The following is a 22,453-nucleotide window of genomic DNA, read 5'->3' as shown; positions in this document are numbered from 1 at the left end:
AGACCGGGCCGAGAGAAAGTCTCTCGGCCCGGCCTTCACAGTGGAGCTGCCGGGAATCGAACCCGGGTCCTCTGCTGCATTGCCAGGGCTTCTCCGTGTGCAGTCCGCTATGCCTCTACTTGGATCTCCCGATCTCGCGAACAAGTCAGGATGACGATCCCAGCCACTGTTTGATGTTCCTCATCATCCCGCGGCCGGATGAATCGGTGAGCCCTCTAGCTGATGCCAGTACCCGGGCCGAGGGCAAGCCCGGACTGACAGACACGCAGTCGCTACTTAGGCAGCGAGTGCGTAGTCGCGCTGATTGGAATCGGCGCTTATAAGGTTGCGATGACGCTTACGGTGGTCTCTCGCCTGCACCGACACGCTTCCCCTGACTCAACATACAAAGTCGAAACCGTTCAGCCCCGTATGTTCCCGGACACCGTGTCCGGGCTGTTCAGTGTAACGCGTCGATCGGCCATATTCATCCCGTTAACGGCCGGCAGGTCCCTGCGCCCCGGCTGCACCGGCGTCGGACTCGACTCGATCCACTACTGTCCGCAGCATTCGACGAGCAACGGCCCTGCGTACGGGCAACGACGCATACCACACGGCACGCCCGGCCAATCCGCGAGGAAAGAACACGAGTCGCTGTTCGATCGTCGGCTGCTTGGCGGTGCCACCGACCGTGAGATCCAACCACGCCTCACCAGGCAGCCGTCGTGACGACTTCAGCCGGGTGGTGTGCTCGGTTCCCGAGGCGGACGCATCCGGCCCCGTGGCGTCACGGTGCCAACCGGTGAGCACCTCGGCGTCGGCCAATCGTTCGAGCGCGGGCCGAATGGCGCTCGAACGCGCGCCGCTTCGGGCCACCCGGGTATCGGTGTAGACGACCTCTCCAGCCCAATCAGGGTCGGAGGGAAGCGGATCCGACGGGGCCGCAGTTCCGGTGGCGTCGGTCCACCGTGTCTCGACTTCGCCGTCGTCGATCTTGCGTAGAGCCAGCCGCACCGAATCTCGGTAGCCCGTCAAGCCTTCGGCCGGACGTGGAACGACGGCGTCGATATCCATTTCGTGACCGACGGCGTCGTACTGCAACGATTCGATGAGCGGCATCGCCAATCCGCGCGGAATCGGCGTCACCAACCCGATCCAGTGACCGGCCAGGCGAGGCGTCAACACCGGCAGCACGATGATGCGACGCTGGCGCAGACCGGCCACGTCGGCGTAGATGTTCATCATCTCGCCGTACTGCATGACGTCCGGCCCGCCGATGTCGTACGTGCGGGATTCGGTGACCGGAGCACTCGCGGCCCCGATGAGATAGTGCAGCACGTCGCGTACGGCAATCGGCTGAATACGGTTGTGTACCCACCGCGGGGTGGTCATCACCGGCAACCGATTGGTCAGGTGGCGAATCATCTCGAACGAGGCCGAACCGGAACCGATGACGACGCCTGCCTGCAGCACGATCGTCGGGACACCCGACTCGATCAGAATTCGACCGACCTCTGCGCGTGACTTCAGGTGTGGCGACAGCTCTCCCGTCGGCGGGTGCAGGCCACCGAGGTACACGATGCGGCCGACGCCGCAATCCGCAGCGACGGTGGCCACGTTCTCGGCGCTGTCGCGTTCGGTGTCGGCAAAATCGGAATGGCCCGCGGTGCCCATCGAGTGCACCAGGTAGTACATGACGTCGACGTCGCTCAGCGCCTCCTTCAGTGACTCCCGATCACTGAGGTCACCCTGGACGATCTCGACGTCCGCCGCCCACGGAACGTTGTCGAGCTTGCTCGGGGTCCGAGCCAACACACGGACCCGGTAGCCCTCGTCGAGCAGACGCGGTGCCAGACGACCGCCCAGATATCCCGTGGCACCGGTGACCAGCACACGCGGCCGAGACGACGCGTTCTCGGACGTGGGGACATCGGAGGTAGAACCGGAAGCAGTCATAAACGGGTTCATTACCCGTGCGCGGGCAAGTTCAACCCGCGAGCGCGATCATCGCGATTGCCCCGAGCGCCAACGCCATTCCCACCTTCTGCAGTGCGCCGACCCGTTCGCCGAGCATCACCATCGCCAGCAACACCGTCGCAGCCGGATACAGCGAAGCGATGACGCTCACCAACGACAGCAGACCGCCCTCGTACGCGTAGATCATCGCGGCGTTGGCGACCACGTCGAGCACGCTGACGAACGCGGCAAGTTTGAGCACGCTGCCGTGTGGCGGTGCGAAATGCCCCGATGCCAACGCGACTGCCCAGACCACCGCGGTGGCCGATGCGCGGGACGCCGCGAGGGGCCACAGCCCACTGCCGTCACCGATCTGATGCAGGAAGATGAAGGCGAAGGCGAACGTCACACCCGACCCGACCGTCAGCCAGGCCACGGTGCGGGTGAACTTCATGTCGCGGCCGCCCGCGACCTCGCCGGTCACCTCGTCCGGTGACTCCTTGCTGACCAGCACGACGGCCACCAGGGCAACGGCGATGCCCACGAAGGCGATGACGCCGGGACGCTCACCCATCGACAACCCGACCAGAACGGGAATCCCGGCGACCAACACAGCCGTCACCGGGGACACCACAGCCATCGGCCCGGCCGCGAGCGCGAGATAGAACCACCACACGGCGACGCCGCCCGCCACACCCGACGCCAGGCCCCACAGCATCGCGGGGAGTTCGATGGTGCCGCCGACGAACGGAGCGACGAGCAGCACGATGACGAGTGACAGCGGATAGGACACGATGACCACCCGCAGGGCTGCGACTCGACGGGACGCGACACCGCCGACGAAATCGCTCACCCCGTAGCCCACAGCAGCTACCAGAGCGAGCAGGACAGCGGTCAGCGCATGCCCTTCACTCGACGCCCGAGCTCACGAGTGACTTCGCGTTCGGCGGTGCGCTTGGCCAACGACTGTCTCTTGTCGTAGTCCTGCTTGCCTTTGGCCAACGCCAGTTCGACCTTGACCTTGCCGTCCGAGAAGTACATCGACAGCGGCACCAACGTCAGGTTTCCCTCTTTGACCTTGCCGGCCAGGCGGTCGATCTCGCGACGATGGAGAAGAAGTTTGCGGTTTCGACGCGGCGCGTGGTTGGTCCAGCTTCCGAGTGTGTATTCCGCGATGTGCAGCCCGCGCAGCCAGATCTCGCCGTCGTCGACGGTCGCGAAGGCGTCGACGAGGGAGGCCTTGCCGTCGCGCAGGCTCTTGACCTCGGTGCCGACGAGCGCGACTCCGGCCTCGACGACGTCGAGTATGGAGTAGTTGTGCCGTGCCTTGCGATTGGTCGCAATGGCCTTGCGGCCCTTCTCTCTCACTGCAGGGCCCTTTCTCGAGCGTTCGATGCGTGACGCCGCCTCATCGGCAACCGCTCCAGCATAGAACCGATCGGCAACCGAATTTATTCGCGCACGTAGAGGCGCAATGTGATGTAGGCGGTGACCGCCGCCATTCCCACTCCGACGAGTGCCAGGAACGGCGAGACCAACAGCACGTCACTGTTCGATATCCGGGCCAGAATATTGGCTTGATAGACGTCGGAGAGGACGTCGTCGATGAACATGTTCTTCGCGGTGAACAGCCCGGCAATCGCCAGCGCCGAACCGACCAGAGCTGCGACCACGGCTTCGAGGAGGAACGGCAGCTGGGTGTACCACCGGGTGGCGCCGACCAGCCGCATGATTCCGACCTCGGTTCGTCTGGTGAACGCAGCGATCTGGACCATGTTGGCGATCAGGAGGATCGCAGCGATCGCCTGCACGGTGGCAATCGCGAACGCTGCGTTGCGTACTCCGTTCAGGACGCTGAACAATCGCTCCACCAGGTCTCGCTGGTTGAGCACGCTCTGCACACCCGGACGGTTCTCGAAGTTGTCGTTGATCACTCCGAATCGCTCCGGGTCGCTCAGACGCACCTTGAACGAGGCCGGGAAACTGTCGGCACTGACCAACTCGGCCAGTTCGGGTTGGTCCTTGAACACTCGCTCGGTCGCATCCTTCACCGCGTCCTCGCGGTTGAGGTACTGCACCGAGACCACGGAGGGTGTGTTCTCGAGATCCGAGCGCAACGTAGCGCACGTCTCCTGGGCACAGTCTGCGTCGGTGGCAGAGATGTCGTCGGTGAGGAAGATCTGCACCTCCACCCGGTCGAGGAAGATCTGCTGGGTCTTTCCTGCCATCTGCACCACGAGCAATCCGCCGCCGAACAGACCGAGGGAAATAGCGGTCGTCAAGATCATGGCGATCGTCATGGTGATGTTGCGGCGAAGCCCGGTGAAGACCTCACTGAAGATGAAACTTGCGCGCATCGCGGAATCCGAGCCCTTCGATTCGTTCGGTCGAGAAGTGAGCGGTCGAGTTCGGTGGTCGGCGTCAGCGGCCGACGCCGTAGACCCCTCGGGCCTCGTCACGAACGACTCGTCCGTTGTCCAGTTCCACGACGCGTCGACGCATGGAATCGACGATGTGGTTGTCGTGGGTCGCCATCAGCACGGTGGTTCCGGTGCGATTGATGCGCTCGAGCAGCAGCATGATGTCCTGACTGGTGTCCGGATCGAGGTTTCCGGTCGGCTCGTCGGCGAGCAGCACCAGCGGTCGATTGACGAACGCCCTGGCGATCGCCACACGCTGCTGCTCACCACCGGACAACTCGTTGGGCAGACGGTCGGACTTGCCGCCGAGTCCCACCAGATCCAGCACCTCGGGAACAGTGCGCTTGATCATCGATCGAGGCTTGCCGATCACCTCGAGCGCGAACGCGACGTTTTCCACCACGGTCTTCTGCTGCAGCAGTCGGAAGTCCTGGAACACGCACCCCATGCTCTGTCGTAGCCGCGGGACGCGACGAGCAGCGAGCCGGTTGACGTGAAAATCCGCTACGTGGATATCGCCGGACGTCGGCGTCTCTTCCTTGAGCAACAAGCGCATGAATGTCGACTTACCAGACCCCGAGGGCCCGATCAGAAACACGAACTCGCCTTTGTCGATGGAGACCGTCACCTTGTCCAGAGCGGGCCTGGTCGAGGTCTTGTAGGACTTGGACACATTCGAGGTGCTGATCACGGGTCGCCAGTGTAGCCCTTACCCGTCGGTAACCGCCGGAAGCGAGCGGGTGCCGCGGCGAGTCCCGAGAGCCGGTAAAGAGTGCCTCAGCGCGACGAGGTCGGTGCAGGCCGGGACGGGATGAGCGACTGAATCGCCGGCGGGATGGGCACGCCGAACGGGGCGGTCGTCGTGGTCGGCGGGGCGGTGGTCGTCGTCGACTGGGTACCGGTGTCGTCGGCGCTCGTCGACGACTCCGGGTCGGTGGTCGTGCTGGGTGTGGTGGTGGTCGACAGACGTGAGGGGGTCGGTACGTACGTCTGCGATTCGCTCGGTTGCGTGAGCTCGTCCGGGCTCACCGCAACCGGCCCCTGAACCGCTTCCCCGTTCCTCTCGGCGATATCTGCGCTGACCTGCCCGTACAGCAGAGCGGTGAGCACGAAGCAGATTCCGAACGCCACGGTGGAGGTTCGGACGCGGCCGTAGATCTTGGCCGGAATGCGCCACTGCCGCCAGTTTCGTTGCGAGCGTTCGGTTCCGGTATCGGGTGTACTCACTGGTCTTCCGTTCGATCTCGTCCCGATGATTCCGGTGCAACTCCGGCCGTGCTGACGTCGGGGGCAACGTTGATGCCCTCGGGCTGCAGCGCAGCGGCGACTCTCACACGCAGCTCTCGTCCCACCTGGAATTGCTTGCCCGGCAGCGTCCGCGCGACCAAGCGCACGTTGACCTGCCCCACCTCGATGCTCTCCACACCCATCACGGTCGGTTCGTCGAGTAGGAGCGGACGCAAGTGTGAATCTGCGAACGCATCGCGGCCGACCGCACGCAGAAGCGCATTCACCTGAGTCAGATCGGCGGTACTGGGGACCGGAACGTCGACGACGGCGCGAGCCCAATCCTTGGACAGGTTGATCGCCTTGACGATCTGCCCGTTCGGCACGGTGATGACCTCGCCGTCGACGCTACGGACCCGCGTCACTCGGAGCGTGACGTCCTCGACGGTGCCCTCGGCATCCTCGGCGGAGCCGTTGACGGCGATCTGCACCACGTCACCAAAGCCGTACTGGCGCTCGGTGATGATGAAGAAGCCGGCCAGGATGTCTTGCACCACGCGCTGAGCACCGAAGCCGAGGGCTGCACCGATGACAGTCGCGGGTGCCACGAGTCCACCGACCCCGAAGCCGAACCGGCGCAGCACCTCGATGGTGACCAGGATGTAGATGAGCGTGACCAGCACCCAGGTGATGACCTGAGCCAGAGCATGACGGTGTTTGGCGGCCTCCGACCGGACGAGCGCGTCGCTGTGCTGGTAGTTCTGGTCGATGCGGGCAGTGATTCGAGATCCGGTCCACGTGACGAACCGCGCGGCCAGTAGCCCACCGAGGATGTACAGCACGATTCCGAGGCCGTTGAGCTTGACCTCGGGCGTCACGTTGAGCCAGGCCGTCATCGGTTACTGCTCCCCTCGCATTCGCCAGCGAATTCCCGATTCCAGGAAGCCGTCGATGTCTCCATCGAGAACAGTAGACGGATTGTTGACCTCGTACTCGGTACGCAAATCTTTGACCATCTGGTACGGGTGCAGCACGTACGAGCGCATCTGATTACCCCAGGAGCTGCCGCCGTCACCCTTGAGCGCGTCCATCTCGGCCCGCTCTTCCTTGCGCTTGACCTCGAGCAGCTTGGCCTGCAGCACGCGCATGGCCGACACCTTGTTCTGCAGCTGCGACTTCTCGTTCTGGCAGGTCACGACGATTCCGGTCGGAATATGCGTCAACCGGACGGCGGAGTCGGTGGTGTTGACCGACTGCCCACCTGGCCCGGACGAGCGATAGACGTCGACCCGAATGTCGTTCTCGGGGATTTCGATGTGGTCGGTGGTCTCGACGACCGGAAGCACCTCGACCTCCGCGAACGACGTCTGGCGTCGACCCTGGTTGTCGAACGGGCTGATCCGGACGAGCCGGTGCGTGCCTTGCTCGACCGACAACGTTCCGTAGGTGTACGGGGCCTTGACGGCGAACGTCGCGCTCTTGATTCCGGCCTCTTCGGCGTAGGACGTGTCGTAGACCTCGACGCCGTACCCGTGCTTCTCCGCCCAGCGGATGTACATGCGCATGAGCATTTCCGCCCAGTCGGCGGCGTCGATTCCGCCGGCACCGGAGCGAATGTTCACAAGGGCGTCGCGGGCGTCGTACTCACCGGACAGCAGAGTTCGAACTTCCATGGCAGCGATGTCCTCTCGGAGCGAGGCGCGTTCGGCGTCGGCGTCAGCGGTGGCGGACGCGGCGGCCTCGCCCTCTTCGCCCTCGGCCAACTCGTACAGAACCGGCATGTCCTCGAGCCGCTGCCGGAGCTCCTCGACGCGGCGCAGTTCGGCCTGCGCATGGGAGAGCTGACTGGTCACCTGCTGAGCGTGTTCCTGGTCGTTCCACAGGTCGGGTGAGGCGGCCTGATGTTCCAGCTCGTCGATGCGTCGCCGCAGCTCCTCGACGTCGAGAACGGACTCGACTGTGGACAGAGTGGTGTCGAGCTCGGCGAGGTCTGCAGAAACGTCGGGATGCACGAGAGTCAAGGTTACCGGCACACGAACCCGTCCCCGACCGCCCCCGAAGACGCATGCTCATCCAGGGGTTCGAACCGTGCTGATTCGAACCCTGTTCGGGCACCTCGTCCGCTGTTAGCTTTCGACGCGTCGACATATGCGCACGTCGACATCACTGCCGCCGCACGGTGCCAGCGACATTCGATGGACACAGGAGTCTCGTATGACCGTCACCGACCAGTACCTCGAGAACAACAAGGCATACGCCGCCCAGTTCGACGGCCCTCTACCGCTGCCGCCGTCGAAGCACGTCGCGGTGGTCGCGTGCATGGACGCCCGGCTCGACGTCTACCGGATTCTCGGCCTGGCAGACGGGGAAGCACACGTGATCCGCAATGCAGGTGGGGTGATCACCGACGACGAGATTCGTTCACTGGCCATCAGCCAGCGGCTGCTCGGCACCAAGGAGATCATCCTGATCCACCACACCGATTGCGGCATGCTCACGTTCACCGACGACGAGTTCAAGAACGACCTCCAGGAGGAGACCGGTCTGAAGCCCAACTGGGCTGCCGAGTCGTTCCCGGATCTGAACCGCGACGTTCGGCAGTCCTTGGCGCGCATCGAGCTCAGCCCGTTCGTCACGAAGCACGAGTCGCTGCGCGGGTTCGTCTTCGATGTTGCCACCGGAAAGTTGAACGAAGTCACCGGATAGGCCCGGCCACCCATATTGCCGCGTACGAGCAGGCCCGTGCGCGGCGATAGTCTTCTGCGGTGACCGACTACTCTGCCGATCTGCATCTCGCCCTCCGGCTCGCCGACGAAGCCGACGTCATCACTCGTGGACGATTCCTCGCCATGGACCTGACGGTGGACTCGAAGCCGGATCTCACACCGGTCAGCGACGCAGACCTGGCCGTGGAAACGATGATTCGGGCGGAGCTCGGTTCGGAGCGTCCCGACGATGCTCTGCTCGGCGAGGAGTTCGGTGGCACGGCTACGTTCAGCGGCCGCCAATGGGTCGTCGATCCGATCGACGGCACCAAGAACTTCGTGCGCGGCGTACCCGTGTGGGCAACGCTGATCGCGCTGCTCGAGGACGGCGTCCCCGCAGTCGGAGTGGTCAGCGCCCCGGCGCTGCATCGCCGATGGTGGGCCGCCGACCAGCTGGGATCGTGGACGAGCGTCGGCGACGAAACCGCCCGTCGAATCAACGTGTCGAAAGTCGACTCACTTTCCGCGTCGAGTCTGAGCTTCTCCAGCCTGTCCGGCTGGGCCGACCTCGGAACGAGAGACCGCTTCATCGGACTGACCGATGACGTGTGGCGAGTCCGCGCCTACGGCGACTTCTTCTCCTACTGCCTGCTCGCCGAAGGAGCCCTCGACATCGCCGCCGAGCCGGAGGTCTCCCTGTGGGATCTGGCGGCACTCGATGTTCTGGTGCGCGAGGCGGGCGGGACCTTCACCTCGCTCGATGGACGCGTCGGGCCGCACGGCGGGAGCGCGGTAGCCACGAACGGGCTGCTGCACCAGGACGTCCTCGGCCGCCTCTCCCCCGCTGCGTGAATCGGTCGGCACTCACCGGAGACGGACGGTGAGAACAGCGAGGCGTCAGAGGACTGCGGCCAGAACCAGGGCCAGGAGCGGAGTGATTCCCTGCACGAACGCGGGCCGGAAGTACTTCGCTCCGCCGGTGGCGAGCACCAGAGCCGCGCCGACGATGCTGGCGCATGCGAAGTAGACGATCGCGTCGCCGGCCGAACCGCCCACGATGAGGCCGACCACGATGCCGATGCCGAGAAACAGGTTGTAGAACCCCTGATTGAAGGCCATCGGTTTGGTGATGTCTGCGTCGTTCTGACTGGCGACACCGAACTTCGCCCACACGGCCGGCTTGGACCAGAGCACGCTTTCCATGACGAAGATGGCGACATGGAGTACCGCGGCGAGGGCGGCGAAGACCTGAGCTATCGGATGCACGGGAAACAGCCTGTCACATCGGTACGACGCAGGATACGAAAGACCCGCCACGGTGTCGTGCGCCACCAGTACTTACTCGACAGTAGACAGCTAACTTACTCGGGAGTAAGATCTGTGAAGTCCGTGCCCGACGCCGAGGAACTGGTGATCATGAGCAAGCAAGACAGTGTGGTCGACGCGAAGGCCCCCAAGGTGCCCCGCGATACTTCTGCGGTTGGCCTCAACCCGTTCAAGAGAGATGCGATCGGAACCGCCATGCGCGTTCTGACGGCCATCACCGGGTCCGAACTGGCGGAGAAGTACAACCTCCGACAGACGATCGACCGCGTCACGTACGAGAGCACCAAAACCGGTTTCAAGACTCTCGGCGCTGCCAACCGTACGTTCGCCAAGGTCACCGGAGGCGGCAAGCCCAAGCGTCTCGACGACGGTGCCGCGAAGAACCTGAGCTACTTCGACCTGACCCCCGACGACGAGCAGCGCATGATCGTCGAAACGGTCAAGGAGTTCGCCGAGGAGATCCTCCGGCCGGCCGCCTTCGAGGCCGATCACAACGCCTCCTCGCCCGAGGACCTGGTCCGCCGATCCGCCGAACTCGGCATCACGCTGATCAACGTCCCCGAGGAGCTCGACGGTGCCGCCAGCGAGCGCGGTGCGGTCACCAACTCCCTCGTCGCCGAGGCTCTCGCCCACGGCGATATGGGCCTGGCCCTGCCTATCCTCGCGCCCAGCGGTGTCGCTGTCGCCCTCACTCAGTGGGGAACGGATGCGCAGCAGAAGACGTACCTTCCGGCATTCGTCGGCGAGAAGGTGCCGAACGCAGCAGTGGTCGTCAACGAGCCCCGCGCACTGTTCGATCCGTACGCGCTGCAGACCAAGGCGGTGCGCTCGCCCAGCGGATACAAGCTCAACGGAGTCAAGAGCCTCGTACCCGCGGCCGGCAGCTCGGAGCTGTTCGTCATCGCGGCGGAACTCGAAGGTCGCCCGACTTTCTTCATCGTCGAGTCCGACTCCAAGGGCCTCGTCGTCGAAGCGGATCCGAGCATGGGTCTGCGCGCCGCGGGCCTGGGTCGCCTGATCCTCACCGACGTGGCAGTGCCCGAGTCGGCTCTGCTCGGTGATGGTGACGCCGACCAGCGCGCCGCCGAGTACAGCGCCGCCATCGGTTTGGCCCGTCTGGGCTGGGCCTCCTTGGCCGTCGGTACGAGCCAGGCCGTACTCGACTACGTCGTTCCGTACGTCAACGAGCGCGTTGCGTTCGGCGAGCCGATCAGTAACCGCCAGGCCGTGGCCTTCATGGTCGCCAACATCGCCATCGAGCTCGACGGCATGCGGTTGGTCACGCTGCGTGGCGCGTCTCGCGCCGAGCAGGGACTGTCGTTCACTCGTGAATCGGCCCTCGCACGCCGCCTGGCGTCCGAGAAGGGAATGCAGATCGGCTCCGACGGTGTGCAGTTGCTCGGTGGACACGGCTTCACCAAGGAACACCCGGTCGAGCGCTGGTACCGCGATCTACGGTCCGTCGGCGTCGCCGAAGGCATCGTTCTCATCTAGCTCGCCGACCCGAATTCCATGGCACTCACCCAAGGACACACACGATGATCAATCTTGAACTTCCCAAGAAGCTTCGGGCGCAGGCGAATCAGGCCCACCAGGTCGCTGCCGAGATCTTCCGCCCCATCTCTCGCAAGTACGACCTCGCCGAGCACGAGTACCCGGTGGAGCTCGACACCATGGCGTCCATGGTCGAAGGCATGTCCGACGCCGGTGGCGAAATCGGCGGAGCGGCCGGTGGCCGCGAGAAGGACAGCGAGTCGGCCAAGCCCAGCAAGACCGCCAACTCCAACGGCGGCAACATGTCCGCTCTGGTGAACGTCATCGAAACCTGCTGGGGCGACGTCGGCCTCACGCTGTCGATCCCGTACCAGGGACTCGGCAACTCCGCTATCGCCGCGGTCTCCACCGACGAGCAGCTCGAGCGCTTCGGCAAGGTGTGGGCTTCGATGGCCATCACCGAGCCCAGCTTCGGCTCGGACTCCGCGGCAGTCACCACCACCGCTGTCCTCGACGGCGACGAGTGGGTGCTCAACGGCGAGAAGATCTACGTCACCGCCGGTGAGCGTTCCACCCACATCGTGGTGTGGGCAACGGTCGACAAGTCTCTCGGCCGCGCAGCCATCAAGTCGTTCGTCGTCCCGCGTGACGCCCCGGGCCTGTCGGTTGCCCGCCTCGAGCACAAGCTGGGCATCAAGGCGTCCGACACCGCAGCCCTGCTGCTCGAGGATTGCCGCATCCCGAAAGACAACCTGCTCGGCACCGCCGAGGTCAACGTCGAAAAGGGCTTCGCGGGCGTCATGCAGACGTTCGACAACACTCGCCCTCTGGTTGCTGGAATGGCAATCGGCGTCGCCCGTGCCGCACTGGAAGAGTTGCGGTCGATCCTGGTCGATGCCGGAGTCGACATCTCGTACGAGACTCCCGCCTACAACCAGCACGCGGCGGCCGCAGAGTTCCTGCGACTCGAAGCAGACTGGGAAGCCGCGCACCTGCTCGCATTGCGCGCGGCATGGATGGCCGACAACAAGGAGCCCAACTCGCTGCAGGCGTCGATGTCGAAGGCGAAGGCCGGACGCTCCGCAGTCGACATCACCCTCAAAGCAGTCGAGTTGGCCGGTACCTACGGCTACTCCGAGCGCCCGCTGCTCGAGAAGTGGAGCCGTGACTCCAAGATTCTCGACATCTTCGAGGGCACGCAGCAGATCCAGCAGCTGATCGTCGCCCGTCGCGTACTCGGAAAGTCCTCGGCCGAGCTGAAGTAAGCAGTGGCTCGTCATCGACTCGGCACATGATCGACAAGCGGCACCGGACTGTGCGTCCGGTGCCGCTTTCGTGCGCTTCGAAGAAATGTCGAGGGTCGGTGTCGATATCGTGATGTCTCGATCGTCGTCTTCGTGTACGGCGAATCGCGCCGCGACACCGAGGTACCGAACGAGGGAGCGCACCATGAAGTACATCCTGTTGATCAACGCCGACACCTCCCCCGGTGCTGCACCCGGCTGCAGCAGTGTGGAGGACTGGATGACGTACGAGAAGGAACTGAAGGAGGCCGGGGTCTACGTTGCCGGGCACGCGCTGGCCGACTTGACCACTGCTACCGCGGTACGCGTCGATCCGAACACGGGCGAACGGACCGTCACGGACGGCCCGTATGCCGAGTCGCACGAGGTACTCGGGGGTTACGACGTCATCGACGTTCCCGACCTCGATGCCGCGCTCGAGTGGGCGGCCCGCTGCCCCGGCTCCAAGGACGGCGGCACCGTCGTCGTGCGCCCGCTCGCAGAATTCTGACGCGCGGGATCGTTCGGTGAGCGAGGTCGAGGTCAGTCGAACGATCGGATCGGTCTTCCGTGCCGAGCGCTCGATGCTGCTCGCGTCGTTGGTGCAGCGCTACCGTGACCTCGACCTCGCCGAGGAGGTGACGTCGGATGCCATCGAGGCGGCTCTGAAGCATTGGCCGATCGATGGCATACCGGCCAAGCCAGGGGCCTGGTTGCTCACCACAGCCCGGCGCAAGGCAGTCGACCGCCTCCGACGCGATGAGACACTGGCTGCGAAAATCGCCGTACTGCAGATCGACTCGGACCGCGACAACCCGTCCGGCTCGAATGCGCTCGACGATCGTGTGCCCGACGATCGCCTCCAGTTGTTCTTCACGTGCTCCCACCCGGCTCTTGCTGCCCAGGACCGACTCGCCCTGACGCTGAGGTGTCTCGCGGGTCTGTCCACAGCAGAGGTGGCGCGCGCACTGCTCATCCCTCCTGCCACGGCTGCACAGCGAATAGTGCGGGCCAAGAACAAGATTCGCACGGGTCGCATTCCGTTTCGCGTTCCGGGACCGGACGAGCTGGCGGAAAGAGTGCCCATGGTGCTCGAGGTCGTCTACTCCATCTTCACCGAGGGGTACTCGGCGACATCCGGCGATGGAGTCGGACGCGTCGATCTCTCGAACGAAGCGATCGGTATGGGCAGAGTTCTGCACGCGGCTCTGCCGGGCACGTCCGAGGTGACCGGCTTGCTGGCGCTGATGTTGCTGACCGACGCCAGACGCCGCGCCCGGATCGACGAACACGGCGAGATCGTGCTGTTGGCCGATCAGGACCGGCACGTATGGAATGCCGCGTTCATCGCCGAGGGAACGGAACTCGTGAGCGAGGCCCTGACCCGCGGGCCGGCCGGCCCGTACTCCGTTCAGGCCGCCATCGCGGCATTACACGACGAGGCTGCTGACGCCGCGAGCACGGACTGGCCTCAGATCGTGGCTCTGTACGACGTGTTGATGGCACTCACACCATCACCGGTGGTCGCGCTCAACCGGGCCGTCGGCGTCGCAATGACCGAAGGGCCCGAGGCCGGGCTCGAGTTGTTGGACGCCATCGCCGCTGAGCCGGCCCTGCGCCGGTACCACCCGTTCGCGATGGCGAAAGCCGATCTGCTGCACCGACTGGGCCGGATGGACGAGGCCGCCGTGCACTACCGGAGAGCACTGGATTTCGCGCGAACGGCACCGGAGAAGCGTTTGCTGAGAAGACGACTGGCCGAGGTTGCCGACGCACGGGATCAGGCGGACAGCACAGCATCCACCTGATCGGCCGTCAGCGGTCGGTCTGCGTACACCAGTCGGATGGCCTCGGGATCGGGGTTGCCGATATCGGGTCCACGGGATACCAGCTTCAGGCCGGCGCGCTCTGCCACGCGAGCGGAGGAGAGGTTGTGTTCGAGAAGATATGCCACGACCGGCATTTCGGGCCGAGTTCGGTACGCGCACTCGACTGCGGTTCGACTCATCTCTGCGGCGTACCCCTTACCTTGCGCGTCGGGATGGAGACGGTAGCCGAGATTCCAGAAGGCATTCTGTCGGATGGAACACCCGCCGTAGCCGCTGATCATGTCGCTGCCGTGCTCACGAACGATCCACGTACTCAATCCATCTCGACGCCATTGCGCAGTCCAGTTCTGCACCATACGTTCGGTCGTACCGATATCGGTGTGCCGCAAGCCCGGAAAGTGTGTCCACGACTGCGGATCACTGCAGATCTCGTACAGCGCGTCGAGATCCGCATCTGCAGGCTCGTCGAGAACCAGTCGTGGGGTCTTCATTCGCACACCGATGATCCTAGAGGGCTCGAGTCTGGTAGACCGGTGGTAGACGATCGAGCGAAGGGTGACAGTCATGGCCGAGTGGATCAAGAAGGTCGAAGAGAATGCCAAGGGCCTCATCGCAGAGGCTGAACAGGAACTGACGGCTCTCGAGGGCGCGGACACCGTCGACCTCACCGCAGACGAGCCGGAGGATGCTGCGACCACCGACGACGATGACATCGTCACCAGTGACGATGCACGGGAGCAGGTCTCGGACTGACGTCGGTGCCCGACCCCTCCGTGTCCGGTCGGAGCACTTGGTCCACCACGACGCACGACTGGTCGATGGACGTCGATCGAGATCACCTCTCGCACATCAGAAGCCGCTCCGGTGAGTACGCGCCGGGTGGAGTGCTGCACCTAATTCTCGAAGTCCTCGCGTATGCGGTGGACGAAGCCGAGGATCAGGGAGGCGGTCACGCGACCATCACGTTCGACTCGGACGGCACGATCGATGTAACGGACCTCGGACGAGGTACCGACACACGGTTAGACCGCGGACTCGCAATTCGCAAGCCCGTTGTGAGCACTGCAGATGTTCGCTTCTTCGACCGGCTGGAGCCAGTGCTGTTGGCGGACGGACATGCCCGCCGCGGAATGTCGACTGTCGCAGCGCTGTCGGAGGTGCTCGAGCACACCAACCGTCGCAGTGAGGGCTCGTGGACCCGTCGATACCAGCACGGGTTGCCCGTCACCGAATTGGTGTCGACTGCCCCTACGGATCGGACCGGTACCACGATCCGGTTTCGTCCCGATACGTCACTGCTCGCCGCAGATCAGCTGAGGCCGCACGATCTTCGTGCTCTGGTCGTCGACACCCAGTCCTTCACGGTCACGGTTCTGTAGATCTACTCGAACACGTACCAGCAGATGCTGTTTCTCCTGTGCTGGTCCTCCAACACCAGAGCCCGCACGCTGTCCGGCAGCTGTTCCCTCTGCCACTCATTTTCCGCATACGCCGCGGCGGCTGCGCTCGACGACGGTGCCGCAGCTCGAACTGCCTTGATGGCGTATGCCGCTGCTCCGAGGTCGTGTTCGGCCACGTGCGCCACGCATGCGGCCTGACCTGCGGCGTAGGCGGCGAATCGAGCCGCTCCGCGAAGGGGACGCGCTGCGCCCATCGCGTGTCCGCCGAGGGCGCGGGTCTCCATCATCGGCAGCTCACCGCGTACCCACGCGCCGATCCCGTCGATGGCTTCCCGCGGTCTGGCGTCCGACGGAACCGAGCTCTCGAACAGGGGCAGCACGTGTTCGGCACAGGCAGCAGCCCAGAGTGCCAGGGCCCGATGATCGTCATCGGACAGCAGTCCCCCGCGCCGGGCGGTGACGAGCCGGGGATCTCGAACAGCGGGCAGGATCATCCTCGGTCGCCCTCTTCGCACGGGCATCGGGCAGTCCAACGTGATTGCACGGTGGCTATCAGAGCACAAAAAAGCCCGAGACCGTATGGTCTCGGGCTTTTTCGAGTGGTAGCGGGGACAGGATTTGAACCTGCGACCTCTGGGTTATGAGCCCAGCGAGCTACCGAGCTGCTCCACCCCGCGTTGCATCTACGAAGTTACCCCTGCGTGTACGACGAATGCAAATCACGTGACCACGGGGTGCTCGGTCCAGTCGATCATGCTCGACGCGCGGCCGAGCCGACCCGAACAGCACGTTCGCAGCCCCTCTAAATAGTGCTCCGGGTCTCTTTTCTTGCGTGTTTCGAGTCACATAACGGTCGGGTCACGAAGGTGAAACATTCCCGCCACAATGCGGCTCGAGCTGCACGAACAGGGGGGCCGATCCCACTATGTGGACGGGTCGCATCCCATATCCGCTCAGTGACGGTGAGTGAATCCTCGACTACCTTCACGGACGGCCCTAAACCGCTGGGCTTGCACCACCCCGCCGCTTCTTTCGCTCTGCCCCGCGGGTGTGGTCCCCAATACGTACGGGGGCAGAGCCGCGACGATACGAAGTGCCTGGTCGTCATCGCCATCACCACCGGCGTAACGATTCGCAGGCCAGTCGCGCCAGTCGAGCGCGGAGAGGATTCACCCCGCATGACCACTCAGAACAACTTCGGTAAGCGCGCACTCGGATTGGCCGCCATCGCCGGCGCAGCCGTCGCCATTCCGCTCGGCGTTTCTGCCGGAACCGCCAACGCAGCCCCCCACAACTGGGACGGCGTCGCACAGTGCGAGAGCGGTGGCAACTGGAGCATCAACACCGGAAACGGCTACTACGGCGGCCTGCAGTTCTCGCAGAGCACCTGGACGGCCAACGGCGGAACCGGATCCCCGGCCAACGCCTCCAAGGCCGAGCAGATCCGCGTCGCGGAGAACACCCTGCAGAGCCAGGGACCGGGCGCATGGCCCGTCTGCGGTCAGCAGCTGACCACCGGTACATCGGCAGCCGAGCCCGAAGCGGCACCGGCACCGGCTCCCCAGGCAGCTCCGGCTCCGGCACCTGCCCCCGCGCCTGCCGTCGCACCCGAGGCCGCAGCAGCCGCACAGGCCGCTCAGGGCGCATTCGATGCAGCATCCAAGCTCGCCGACCAGTACGGCCTGAGCACCCAGTTCCAGCACTTCGTTGCTGCGAACGCTCCTGTGCTCGCGCCCATCGGACGCTGATTCACCGGCAGTTCGCTAGAACTGCCTCGTTCCGCTCGCCGCGATGCCCAGCGCATCCGGTGTAGCGAACAACGACAGAGCCGCCTCACCGATTCGGTGAGGCGGCTCTGTCGTTTCTGTCAGCCCGGTGAAACCGTGCCGATCAGCTACCGGCCCGGTTGTACGCGTCGACAGCCGTCTGCAGGTTCTCCAGCGCGGTGCCGAGCTGCGCCAGGTTGCCGCTCTGCTGTGCAGTGCGCACGGCGGAGAGTGCGTCGTTCAACCCGGTGACAGCGGCGTCCCTGGTGGTCGACCCACCGGTGGACGGAGCCGGATTCGCCGGCGTCGAACCGCCCTCGGACGGGGTCGTCTCGGGTACGGCACCCGGCTGGGTACTGCCGTCGGTCTCCCCCGGCGCCGTGACGGTCCGTCCGGCACCGGCCCCGAATACCTGCTCGATGGCCTCGGGCAGCGTGGCGGCGTAACCGACACGACCCTCGTACGAGACCAACACCCGGATCAACTGCGGGTACGCCGACGCCTCGTTGGTGCGCGAGGCGTACACCGGCTCCACATAGATCAGACCGCCGTTGCCCACGGGCAGGGTCAGAAGATTGCCGAACTCGACAGTGTTCTCCCGGCGCACGATGCCGAGGCTTTCGGAGACGTCCGTCGTGGTCGTCATCTGGTTCTGTACCTGATTCGGGCCCTGAGTGGACGTATCGGTCGGCAGCCTCAGCACGGTGATCTTGCCGTAGTTCTCCGGATCCGAATCCGCGCTGACATACGCGCCCAGCACTTCTCGGCGATACCCCACCAGCGCACTGGTCAGCTGGAACGAGGCCTGGTTCTCCTCGTTGGAGATATCGGACGCGACGACGTAGTACGGAGGCTGCTTGGCGGCAGTGTTCTCCGCGGTCGGGTCGGTCGGAACCTCCCAGAACGCGTTGTTGGTGAAGAACTCTCGCGGATCGTTGACGTGGTATTTCGTCAGCAGTTCACGCTGAACCTTGAACAGGTCCTCCGGGTACCGGAAGTGATCCCGCAATTCCGGAGACACCTCGCTCTTGGGGATGACCGTTCCGGGGAACACGCCTTCCCATGCCTTGAGCACCGGGTCGTTCTCGTCCTGCTCGTACAGCTTGACAGTGCCGTCGTAGGCGTCGACGGTGGCCTTGACCGAGTTCCGGATGTACGAGACTTCCCGGCTCGGCAGTGCGCGCGTCGTCGTCGACTCGATGCTGTCGGCAGTGGCATCCTCGAGCGACATCCGCTGGGCATACGGGAAGTTGTCCAGCGTTGTGTAGCCGTCGATGATCCAGACGAGCTTGCCGTCGACGATCGCCGGGTACGTCGAACCGTCGGTGGTGAGCCAGGGCGCGACCTTCTGCACGCGGTCTCGGGGATCACGGTTGAACAGAATCTTCGATTCGTCACCGATCACACTCGAGAACAGGATGTTGCGCTCGGCGTACTTGCTCGCGAACACGAGTCGGTTGAAGAAGTTGCCGACGTCGACACCCGCTGCACCGGTGTAGGAGTAGCTCTTGCTGTCCGTGTCGTACTCACGGGGTTCGCCGGCCGAGCCGACGATGGAGTAGTCGGCGTCGGAATTCGCGATGACCGGGCCGAAGTAGATGCGCGGCTGATCGAGGTCACCTGGGCCGTCCTTACGCACGGTTCCCTCGGCGTTGTTCTCGATCCAGTTCACCTGGTAGTTGGGATAACCACCACGCCCGCCGCTGGACTCGTCGGCGACAGCCTCGTCGACGGAGTTGGCAGGAGCAGCAACGAAGCCGTTTCCGTGAGTGAACACGGTGTGGCGGTTGATCCAGTCACGCTGGTTCGCGTCGAGAGTCTGCGGTGAGATCTCACGCGCGGCGACGACGTAGTCGCGGAGGTTGCCGTCCGCGTCCGGGTAGCGGTCGACGGCCAGTGTGTCGGGGAAACCGTAGAAGTTACGGATCTGACGCTGCTGAGTGAATGTCGGCGCAAGGATGTTCGGATCGAGCAACCGGATGTTCGACATCGTGGCCGACTCCGATGCCACTTCGCTCGGGCTCAACGACGCTTCACCCGAATAGTCGCGGTACGAGACCACGTCATCGGTCAAGCCGTACGCAGACCTCGTTGCCGCGATGTTGCGCTCGATGTACGTGCTCTCCTTGTCGGCCGCGTTCGGACGAACCGAGAACTGCTCCATCACCAGCGGCCAGACGGCACCGATCAGGATCGACGACAACACCAACAGGGCTGTGGCCAAGGCGGGGATTCTGAGGTCACGAAGGAAGATGGCCGCAAAGAAGGCAATCGCGCAGATGACTGCGATGGCCAACAGAATCAGCTTCGCGGGCAGCACCGCGTTGATGTCGGTGAAGCTGGCACCGGTGAACGTCGGCTCCTTGCGACTACTCGACAACAACGTGTATCGATCGAACCAGTAGGCGATTGCCTTGAGCAGGACGAAGGTGCCGGCCAGCACAGCGAGCTGAATCCGCGCCGCGCGAGTGAGCGCTCCTTCTCGGCCGGCGAGACGAATGCCGCCGAAGACGTACTGCGTCACCAGATTTGCGAAGAATGCAACCAGGATGGCAACGAACAGCCAGTTCAGGATGAAGCGGTAGAACGGCAGATCGAACGAGTAGAACCCGACGTCCAGGCCGAACTGCGGGTCGGTCTGGCCGAAGTCGCCGCCATGCAGGAACAGCTGCACGGTGACCCAGTTCGTCTGCGCGATCATGCCGGACAGGAAACCGAACACGACCGGGATTCCGATGCCGAACAACCGCAATCGGCTCATCACCGTGGTGCGGTATCGAGCGATCGGATCGTTGGGTCCGGCCACTGGAACGAACACCGGGCGATTGCGGTACGCGACGACCAGCGCGCCGAAGACGATGAGCCCGACGACGACCGAGACGACGAGGAAGATCACCAACCGGGTCAACAGAGTGGTGGTGTAGACGCCGCGGAAGTCGACTTCTCCGAACCACAACCAGTTCGTGTAGATATCGATCAACCGCGGACCGATGAGCAGCAAAGCTGCTACTACCAAGGCCAATACGAGCAAGATCCGGCTTCGCCGCGACAACGACGGCATACCGGTGGGGGGCCTCATGCCCACGTGCCACACTCCAACTTCGGGCGACGCCGATGGCGCCGCAGATGACTGTCACGGCGCACCTCGCGTGCGCCGCATGTCCGTTTCGCCCTACTGTACGTACGTTGATCCTACGGCTGTGACGCCCGTACTGCGGCCCCGCCGGACCGCAGGTCAGGAGCATCGACATTCGTGGAACCATTCGGATGCGAGGATAGTGCGGTGAGCAACGACAGTGACGGACTGCCCGGCCAGGAACATTTCGGAGACGACTTCGACCCCGAGTCGGGCGGACCCGGCGTCGCCGAGGCATTGGCTCGGTGCGCGCGTGAGGTGGCGGACTTCGTCGACGCGGGCGGGTGGGGCCAGTCGCCCCAGATGTTCGCGCTGGTGCCCACCGCTGCCCTCGCCGCGGCAGAACCCGGCCTGCTCGACGATCTGGCCGACGGTGCTGCACTCACACCGATCCAGCAGCATTCGTTGCCCGAGGACATCACCGGCGGCTCCCCCGCCCTCGACGAATTCCTCGCCACGTCGACGTGGCCCGAGGGCGTCGTGGGATGCGCACTCGTCCAGGAGATCGTCGTACTCCCCCCGGCGGCGGAGTCGGCACTCGACGATGCGCTGATGCCGCGTCTCGCAGATCCCGACGCGGCCGACAACGCGGCGCGATCGGCCGCCGAGAACCATCCCGAGAAGCGTGACGCGCGGCTGATCGTGGCAGTGCTCAAGGACGGGCCGTCGTTGACGTTGTTGCAACTGCATCCGGACGAGGACGCCGATCCGTTCGCTCCCATCGACCTTCGCATCGCCGAGGACCTGGCACCCAACGTCGTCCACGGTCTGTACTCGACGTTCGATGTGGTCGACGACGAGTAAATACGACCGAGCGGGTCAGCTACACGTCGGAACGTCTTCGCCCGACCCGATCGCTCGGAGCGAGTCGATCGCGTTGTCCAGCGATTCGACTCGCACCAAACGCAGACCGTCGGGCACATTCTGTTGCGCCTCACCACAATTGGCGTCGGGCACCAGGAACGTGGTGGCCCCTGCCTCGCGAGCTGCTATCAGCTTGTAGGGAATACCGCCGATGGGGCCGACCGTTCCCGCTGCGTCGATCGTGCCGGTTCCCGCCACGAATTCGCCGTTGCTCAGCTCGCCGGGACTCAGTTTGTCCACCACCGCGAGGCTGAACATCAAGCCGGCGGACGGACCACCGACGTCGGCGAGATTGAACTTCACGTCGAACGGAACGTCGGGCTGCTCCTCGGGCGTCACACCGAGATATCCCTTGGACGGGTCGTCCGGCCTGGCCCCGAGCACAACGGAACCCGTACGAGGGGCACCATCACGCACGTAGTCGATGTCGAGCGAATCGCCGGGTGCCTTGGCGCTGACGGCCTCGCGAACCGCGCCTGCCGTCGAGACGGGGGTGCCGCCCACCGCAACCAGAGTGTCTCCGATGTTCAGCACGCCTGCGGCGGGGCCGTCCTGGGCCACGCTCGTCACCGACAGTGACACAGGGAGGTCGAGGTGATGCAGAGCGGCGAGTTCGGCACTGGATTCCGATTGCTCGAAATCGGCCTGATTACCTTCCTGCACTTCCTCTTTCGACTTGTCCGGTGGGTACACCTCCTCACGAGGGACCAGTCCCTGACGCCCACTGGCCCAGAACCCGAGAGCCTCGAAAAGATTGAGCTGATCCCGCACGGCCACCGTCGTCATGTTCAGATGGCCTGCGGTGGGGTCGACGTCGGTGCCATCGATCTGGACTACGGGCACGCCGTCGACGTCACCGAGAGTGTTGTAGGTCGGCCCGGGGCCGAGTGCCGCGAACGGAACGGTGACGACCGAGCCGGTGACGCCCAGCACCACGACCGGTACCAGCGCTGCGACGAGTGTGGCGATCCTTCGGTTCACTCGGTAGACACTAGATCCGAACGTGCGGCGGCGTGGATACCGCCCCTGCCGGAGCCCGACGCACGATGCGACGAAGCCGTTCTGTTC

General features: G+C 64.5%; 23 protein-coding genes, 1 tRNA gene and 1 other RNA gene. 10 read left to right on the top strand and 15 right to left on the bottom strand.

Features of this window, described 5'->3' with window-relative positions:
- Nucleotides 1-38 precede the first annotated feature (38 nt).
- The 9 genes from ssrA to prfB form a co-directional block, all read right to left on the bottom strand.
- Nucleotides 39-409, bottom strand: a transfer-messenger RNA (tmRNA) gene (ssrA, locus tag CH278_RS16425).
- Nucleotides 410-474: 65 nt separating this feature from the next.
- The gene (locus tag CH278_RS16420) at nt 475-1,935 is read right to left on the bottom strand and encodes an SDR family NAD(P)-dependent oxidoreductase (protein WP_094622393.1); all 1,461 of its coding nucleotides are present in this window, start codon (nt 1,933-1,935) and stop codon (nt 475-477) included.
- A gap of 31 nt (nt 1,936-1,966) precedes the next feature.
- Nucleotides 1,967-2,821, bottom strand: coding sequence for a DMT family transporter (locus CH278_RS16415; RefSeq protein ID WP_072692108.1), 855 nt, complete (start codon nt 2,819-2,821; stop codon nt 1,967-1,969).
- Nucleotides 2,822-2,829: 8 nt separating this feature from the next.
- Complete coding sequence (gene smpB / locus CH278_RS16410; RefSeq protein WP_027496576.1) at nt 2,830-3,303, bottom strand: SsrA-binding protein SmpB; 474 nt, start codon at nt 3,301-3,303, stop codon at nt 2,830-2,832.
- An 83-nt stretch (nt 3,304-3,386) separates the two neighbouring features.
- Complete coding sequence (ftsX, locus tag CH278_RS16405) at nt 3,387-4,292, bottom strand: permease-like cell division protein FtsX (RefSeq protein ID WP_032366335.1); 906 nt, start codon at nt 4,290-4,292, stop codon at nt 3,387-3,389.
- Nucleotides 4,293-4,356: 64 nt separating this feature from the next.
- Nucleotides 4,357-5,046 (bottom strand): cell division ATP-binding protein FtsE, encoded by a 690-nt coding sequence (ftsE, locus tag CH278_RS16400; RefSeq protein WP_027496574.1) that lies wholly within the window; start codon nt 5,044-5,046, stop codon nt 4,357-4,359.
- Between the two features lie 86 nt (nt 5,047-5,132).
- Nucleotides 5,133-5,582 carry a hypothetical protein gene (locus CH278_RS16395; RefSeq protein ID WP_027496573.1) on the bottom strand — a complete coding sequence of 150 codons (450 nt, stop codon included), beginning with the start codon at nt 5,580-5,582 and terminating at the stop codon, nt 5,133-5,135.
- Nucleotides 5,579-6,478 (bottom strand): mechanosensitive ion channel family protein, encoded by a 900-nt coding sequence (locus CH278_RS16390; protein WP_027496572.1) that lies wholly within the window; start codon nt 6,476-6,478, stop codon nt 5,579-5,581. Before CH278_RS16390 ends, CH278_RS16395 begins: the two co-directional genes overlap by 4 nt.
- A gap of 3 nt (nt 6,479-6,481) precedes the next feature.
- Entirely contained in the window at nt 6,482-7,594 is a 1,113-nt protein-coding gene (gene prfB / locus CH278_RS16385; protein WP_027496571.1) for a peptide chain release factor 2, read from the bottom strand.
- Nucleotides 7,595-7,796: 202 nt separating this feature from the next.
- Between prfB and CH278_RS16380 the strand changes: the two genes are divergently transcribed.
- Both CH278_RS16380 and CH278_RS16375 read left to right on the top strand, forming a co-directional pair.
- Nucleotides 7,797-8,288: a beta-class carbonic anhydrase gene (locus CH278_RS16380; protein WP_027496570.1), complete on the top strand. Its 492-nt coding sequence runs from the start codon at nt 7,797-7,799 to the stop codon at nt 8,286-8,288.
- Between the two features lie 59 nt (nt 8,289-8,347).
- Entirely contained in the window at nt 8,348-9,139 is a 792-nt protein-coding gene (locus CH278_RS16375) for an inositol monophosphatase family protein (RefSeq protein ID WP_094622392.1), read from the top strand.
- Between the two features lie 45 nt (nt 9,140-9,184).
- Here the strand turns inward: CH278_RS16375 and CH278_RS16370 are convergent, their stop codons facing one another.
- On the bottom strand, nt 9,185-9,553 hold the full coding sequence (locus CH278_RS16370; protein WP_027496568.1) for a DUF1304 domain-containing protein: 369 nt from the start codon (nt 9,551-9,553) through the stop codon (nt 9,185-9,187).
- A gap of 144 nt (nt 9,554-9,697) precedes the next feature.
- Here CH278_RS16370 and CH278_RS16365 point away from each other — a divergent pair, with 144 nt between their 5' ends.
- The 4 genes from CH278_RS16365 (at nt 9,698) to CH278_RS16350 (ending at nt 14,198) form a co-directional block, all read left to right on the top strand.
- Complete coding sequence (locus CH278_RS16365; protein WP_032366564.1) at nt 9,698-11,107, top strand: acyl-CoA dehydrogenase family protein; 1,410 nt, start codon at nt 9,698-9,700, stop codon at nt 11,105-11,107.
- 44 nt (nt 11,108-11,151) lie between these two features.
- Nucleotides 11,152-12,372, top strand: a complete 1,221-nt coding sequence (locus CH278_RS16360; protein ID WP_032366333.1) for an acyl-CoA dehydrogenase family protein — start codon at nt 11,152-11,154, stop codon at nt 12,370-12,372.
- Nucleotides 12,373-12,556: 184 nt separating this feature from the next.
- Complete coding sequence (locus tag CH278_RS16355) at nt 12,557-12,901, top strand: YciI family protein (protein WP_032370934.1); 345 nt, start codon at nt 12,557-12,559, stop codon at nt 12,899-12,901.
- 16 nt (nt 12,902-12,917) lie between these two features.
- On the top strand, nt 12,918-14,198 hold the full coding sequence (locus CH278_RS16350; protein WP_256991859.1) for an RNA polymerase sigma factor: 1,281 nt from the start codon (nt 12,918-12,920) through the stop codon (nt 14,196-14,198).
- Here the strand turns inward: CH278_RS16350 and CH278_RS16345 are convergent.
- Nucleotides 14,171-14,710, bottom strand: coding sequence for a GNAT family N-acetyltransferase (locus tag CH278_RS16345; protein ID WP_032366563.1), 540 nt, complete (start codon nt 14,708-14,710; stop codon nt 14,171-14,173). The genes CH278_RS16350 and CH278_RS16345 overlap by 28 nt on opposite strands.
- Before the next feature lie 73 nt (nt 14,711-14,783).
- Between CH278_RS16345 and CH278_RS16340 the strand changes: the two genes are divergently transcribed.
- Together CH278_RS16340 and CH278_RS16335 are read left to right on the top strand one after the other, a co-directional pair.
- Nucleotides 14,784-14,972: a hypothetical protein gene (locus CH278_RS16340; protein ID WP_032366331.1), complete on the top strand. Its 189-nt coding sequence runs from the start codon at nt 14,784-14,786 to the stop codon at nt 14,970-14,972.
- 5 nt (nt 14,973-14,977) lie between these two features.
- The gene (locus CH278_RS16335; protein ID WP_218828718.1) at nt 14,978-15,598 is read left to right on the top strand and encodes a hypothetical protein; all 621 of its coding nucleotides are present in this window, start codon (nt 14,978-14,980) and stop codon (nt 15,596-15,598) included.
- Between the two features lie 2 nt (nt 15,599-15,600).
- Here the strand turns inward: CH278_RS16335 and CH278_RS16330 are convergent, their stop codons facing one another.
- On the bottom strand, nt 15,601-16,113 hold the full coding sequence (locus CH278_RS16330) for a putative immunity protein (protein ID WP_027496562.1): 513 nt from the start codon (nt 16,111-16,113) through the stop codon (nt 15,601-15,603).
- Between the two features lie 106 nt (nt 16,114-16,219).
- Nucleotides 16,220-16,296 (bottom strand) — tRNA-Met (locus CH278_RS16325).
- Nucleotides 16,297-16,797: 501 nt separating this feature from the next.
- Here CH278_RS16325 and CH278_RS16320 point away from each other — a divergent pair.
- Complete coding sequence (locus CH278_RS16320) at nt 16,798-17,367, top strand: transglycosylase family protein (protein ID WP_032366329.1); 570 nt, start codon at nt 16,798-16,800, stop codon at nt 17,365-17,367.
- A gap of 142 nt (nt 17,368-17,509) precedes the next feature.
- On the opposite strand, the gene CH278_RS16315 is transcribed toward CH278_RS16320, so the two are convergent.
- On the bottom strand, nt 17,510-20,470 hold the full coding sequence (locus CH278_RS16315) for a UPF0182 family protein (RefSeq protein ID WP_176457866.1): 2,961 nt from the start codon (nt 20,468-20,470) through the stop codon (nt 17,510-17,512).
- A 288-nt stretch (nt 20,471-20,758) separates the two neighbouring features.
- On the opposite strand from CH278_RS16315, the gene CH278_RS16310 reads away from it, so the two are divergent.
- The gene (locus CH278_RS16310; protein ID WP_094622505.1) at nt 20,759-21,325 is read left to right on the top strand and encodes a PPA1309 family protein; all 567 of its coding nucleotides are present in this window, start codon (nt 20,759-20,761) and stop codon (nt 21,323-21,325) included.
- A 15-nt stretch (nt 21,326-21,340) separates the two neighbouring features.
- Here the strand turns inward: CH278_RS16310 and CH278_RS16305 are convergent, their stop codons facing one another.
- The gene (locus tag CH278_RS16305) at nt 21,341-22,366 is read right to left on the bottom strand and encodes a YlbL family protein (protein WP_032387460.1); all 1,026 of its coding nucleotides are present in this window, start codon (nt 22,364-22,366) and stop codon (nt 21,341-21,343) included.
- Nucleotides 22,367-22,453: the final 87 nt, after the last annotated feature.

This window comes from Rhodococcus sp. 05-2254-5, assembly GCF_002258575.1.
Classification (GTDB): domain Bacteria; phylum Actinomycetota; class Actinomycetes; order Mycobacteriales; family Mycobacteriaceae; genus Rhodococcoides; species Rhodococcoides fascians.
Note: the sequence above shows the minus strand (reverse complement) of the source record. Positions and strands in the feature narration are given on the sequence as shown.

Coding starts and splice junctions, on each gene's coding strand:
- ftsX (WP_032366335.1), bottom strand. CDS start 4,292: ATGCGCGCAAGTTTCATCTTCAGTGAGGTCTTCACCGGGCTTCGCCGC.
- CH278_RS16390 (WP_027496572.1), bottom strand. CDS start 6,478: ATGACGGCCTGGCTCAACGTGACGCCCGAGGTCAAGCTCAACGGCCTC.
- CH278_RS16360 (WP_032366333.1), top strand. CDS start 11,152: ATGATCAATCTTGAACTTCCCAAGAAGCTTCGGGCGCAGGCGAATCAG.
- CH278_RS16420 (WP_094622393.1), bottom strand. CDS start 1,935: ATGACTGCTTCCGGTTCTACCTCCGATGTCCCCACGTCCGAGAACGCG.
- CH278_RS16355 (WP_032370934.1), top strand. CDS start 12,557: ATGAAGTACATCCTGTTGATCAACGCCGACACCTCCCCCGGTGCTGCA.
- CH278_RS16340 (WP_032366331.1), top strand. CDS start 14,784: ATGGCCGAGTGGATCAAGAAGGTCGAAGAGAATGCCAAGGGCCTCATC.
- CH278_RS16345 (WP_032366563.1), bottom strand. CDS start 14,710: ATGAAGACCCCACGACTGGTTCTCGACGAGCCTGCAGATGCGGATCTC.
- CH278_RS16320 (WP_032366329.1), top strand. CDS start 16,798: ATGACCACTCAGAACAACTTCGGTAAGCGCGCACTCGGATTGGCCGCC.
- CH278_RS16380 (WP_027496570.1), top strand. CDS start 7,797: ATGACCGTCACCGACCAGTACCTCGAGAACAACAAGGCATACGCCGCC.
- CH278_RS16330 (WP_027496562.1), bottom strand. CDS start 16,113: ATGATCCTGCCCGCTGTTCGAGATCCCCGGCTCGTCACCGCCCGGCGC.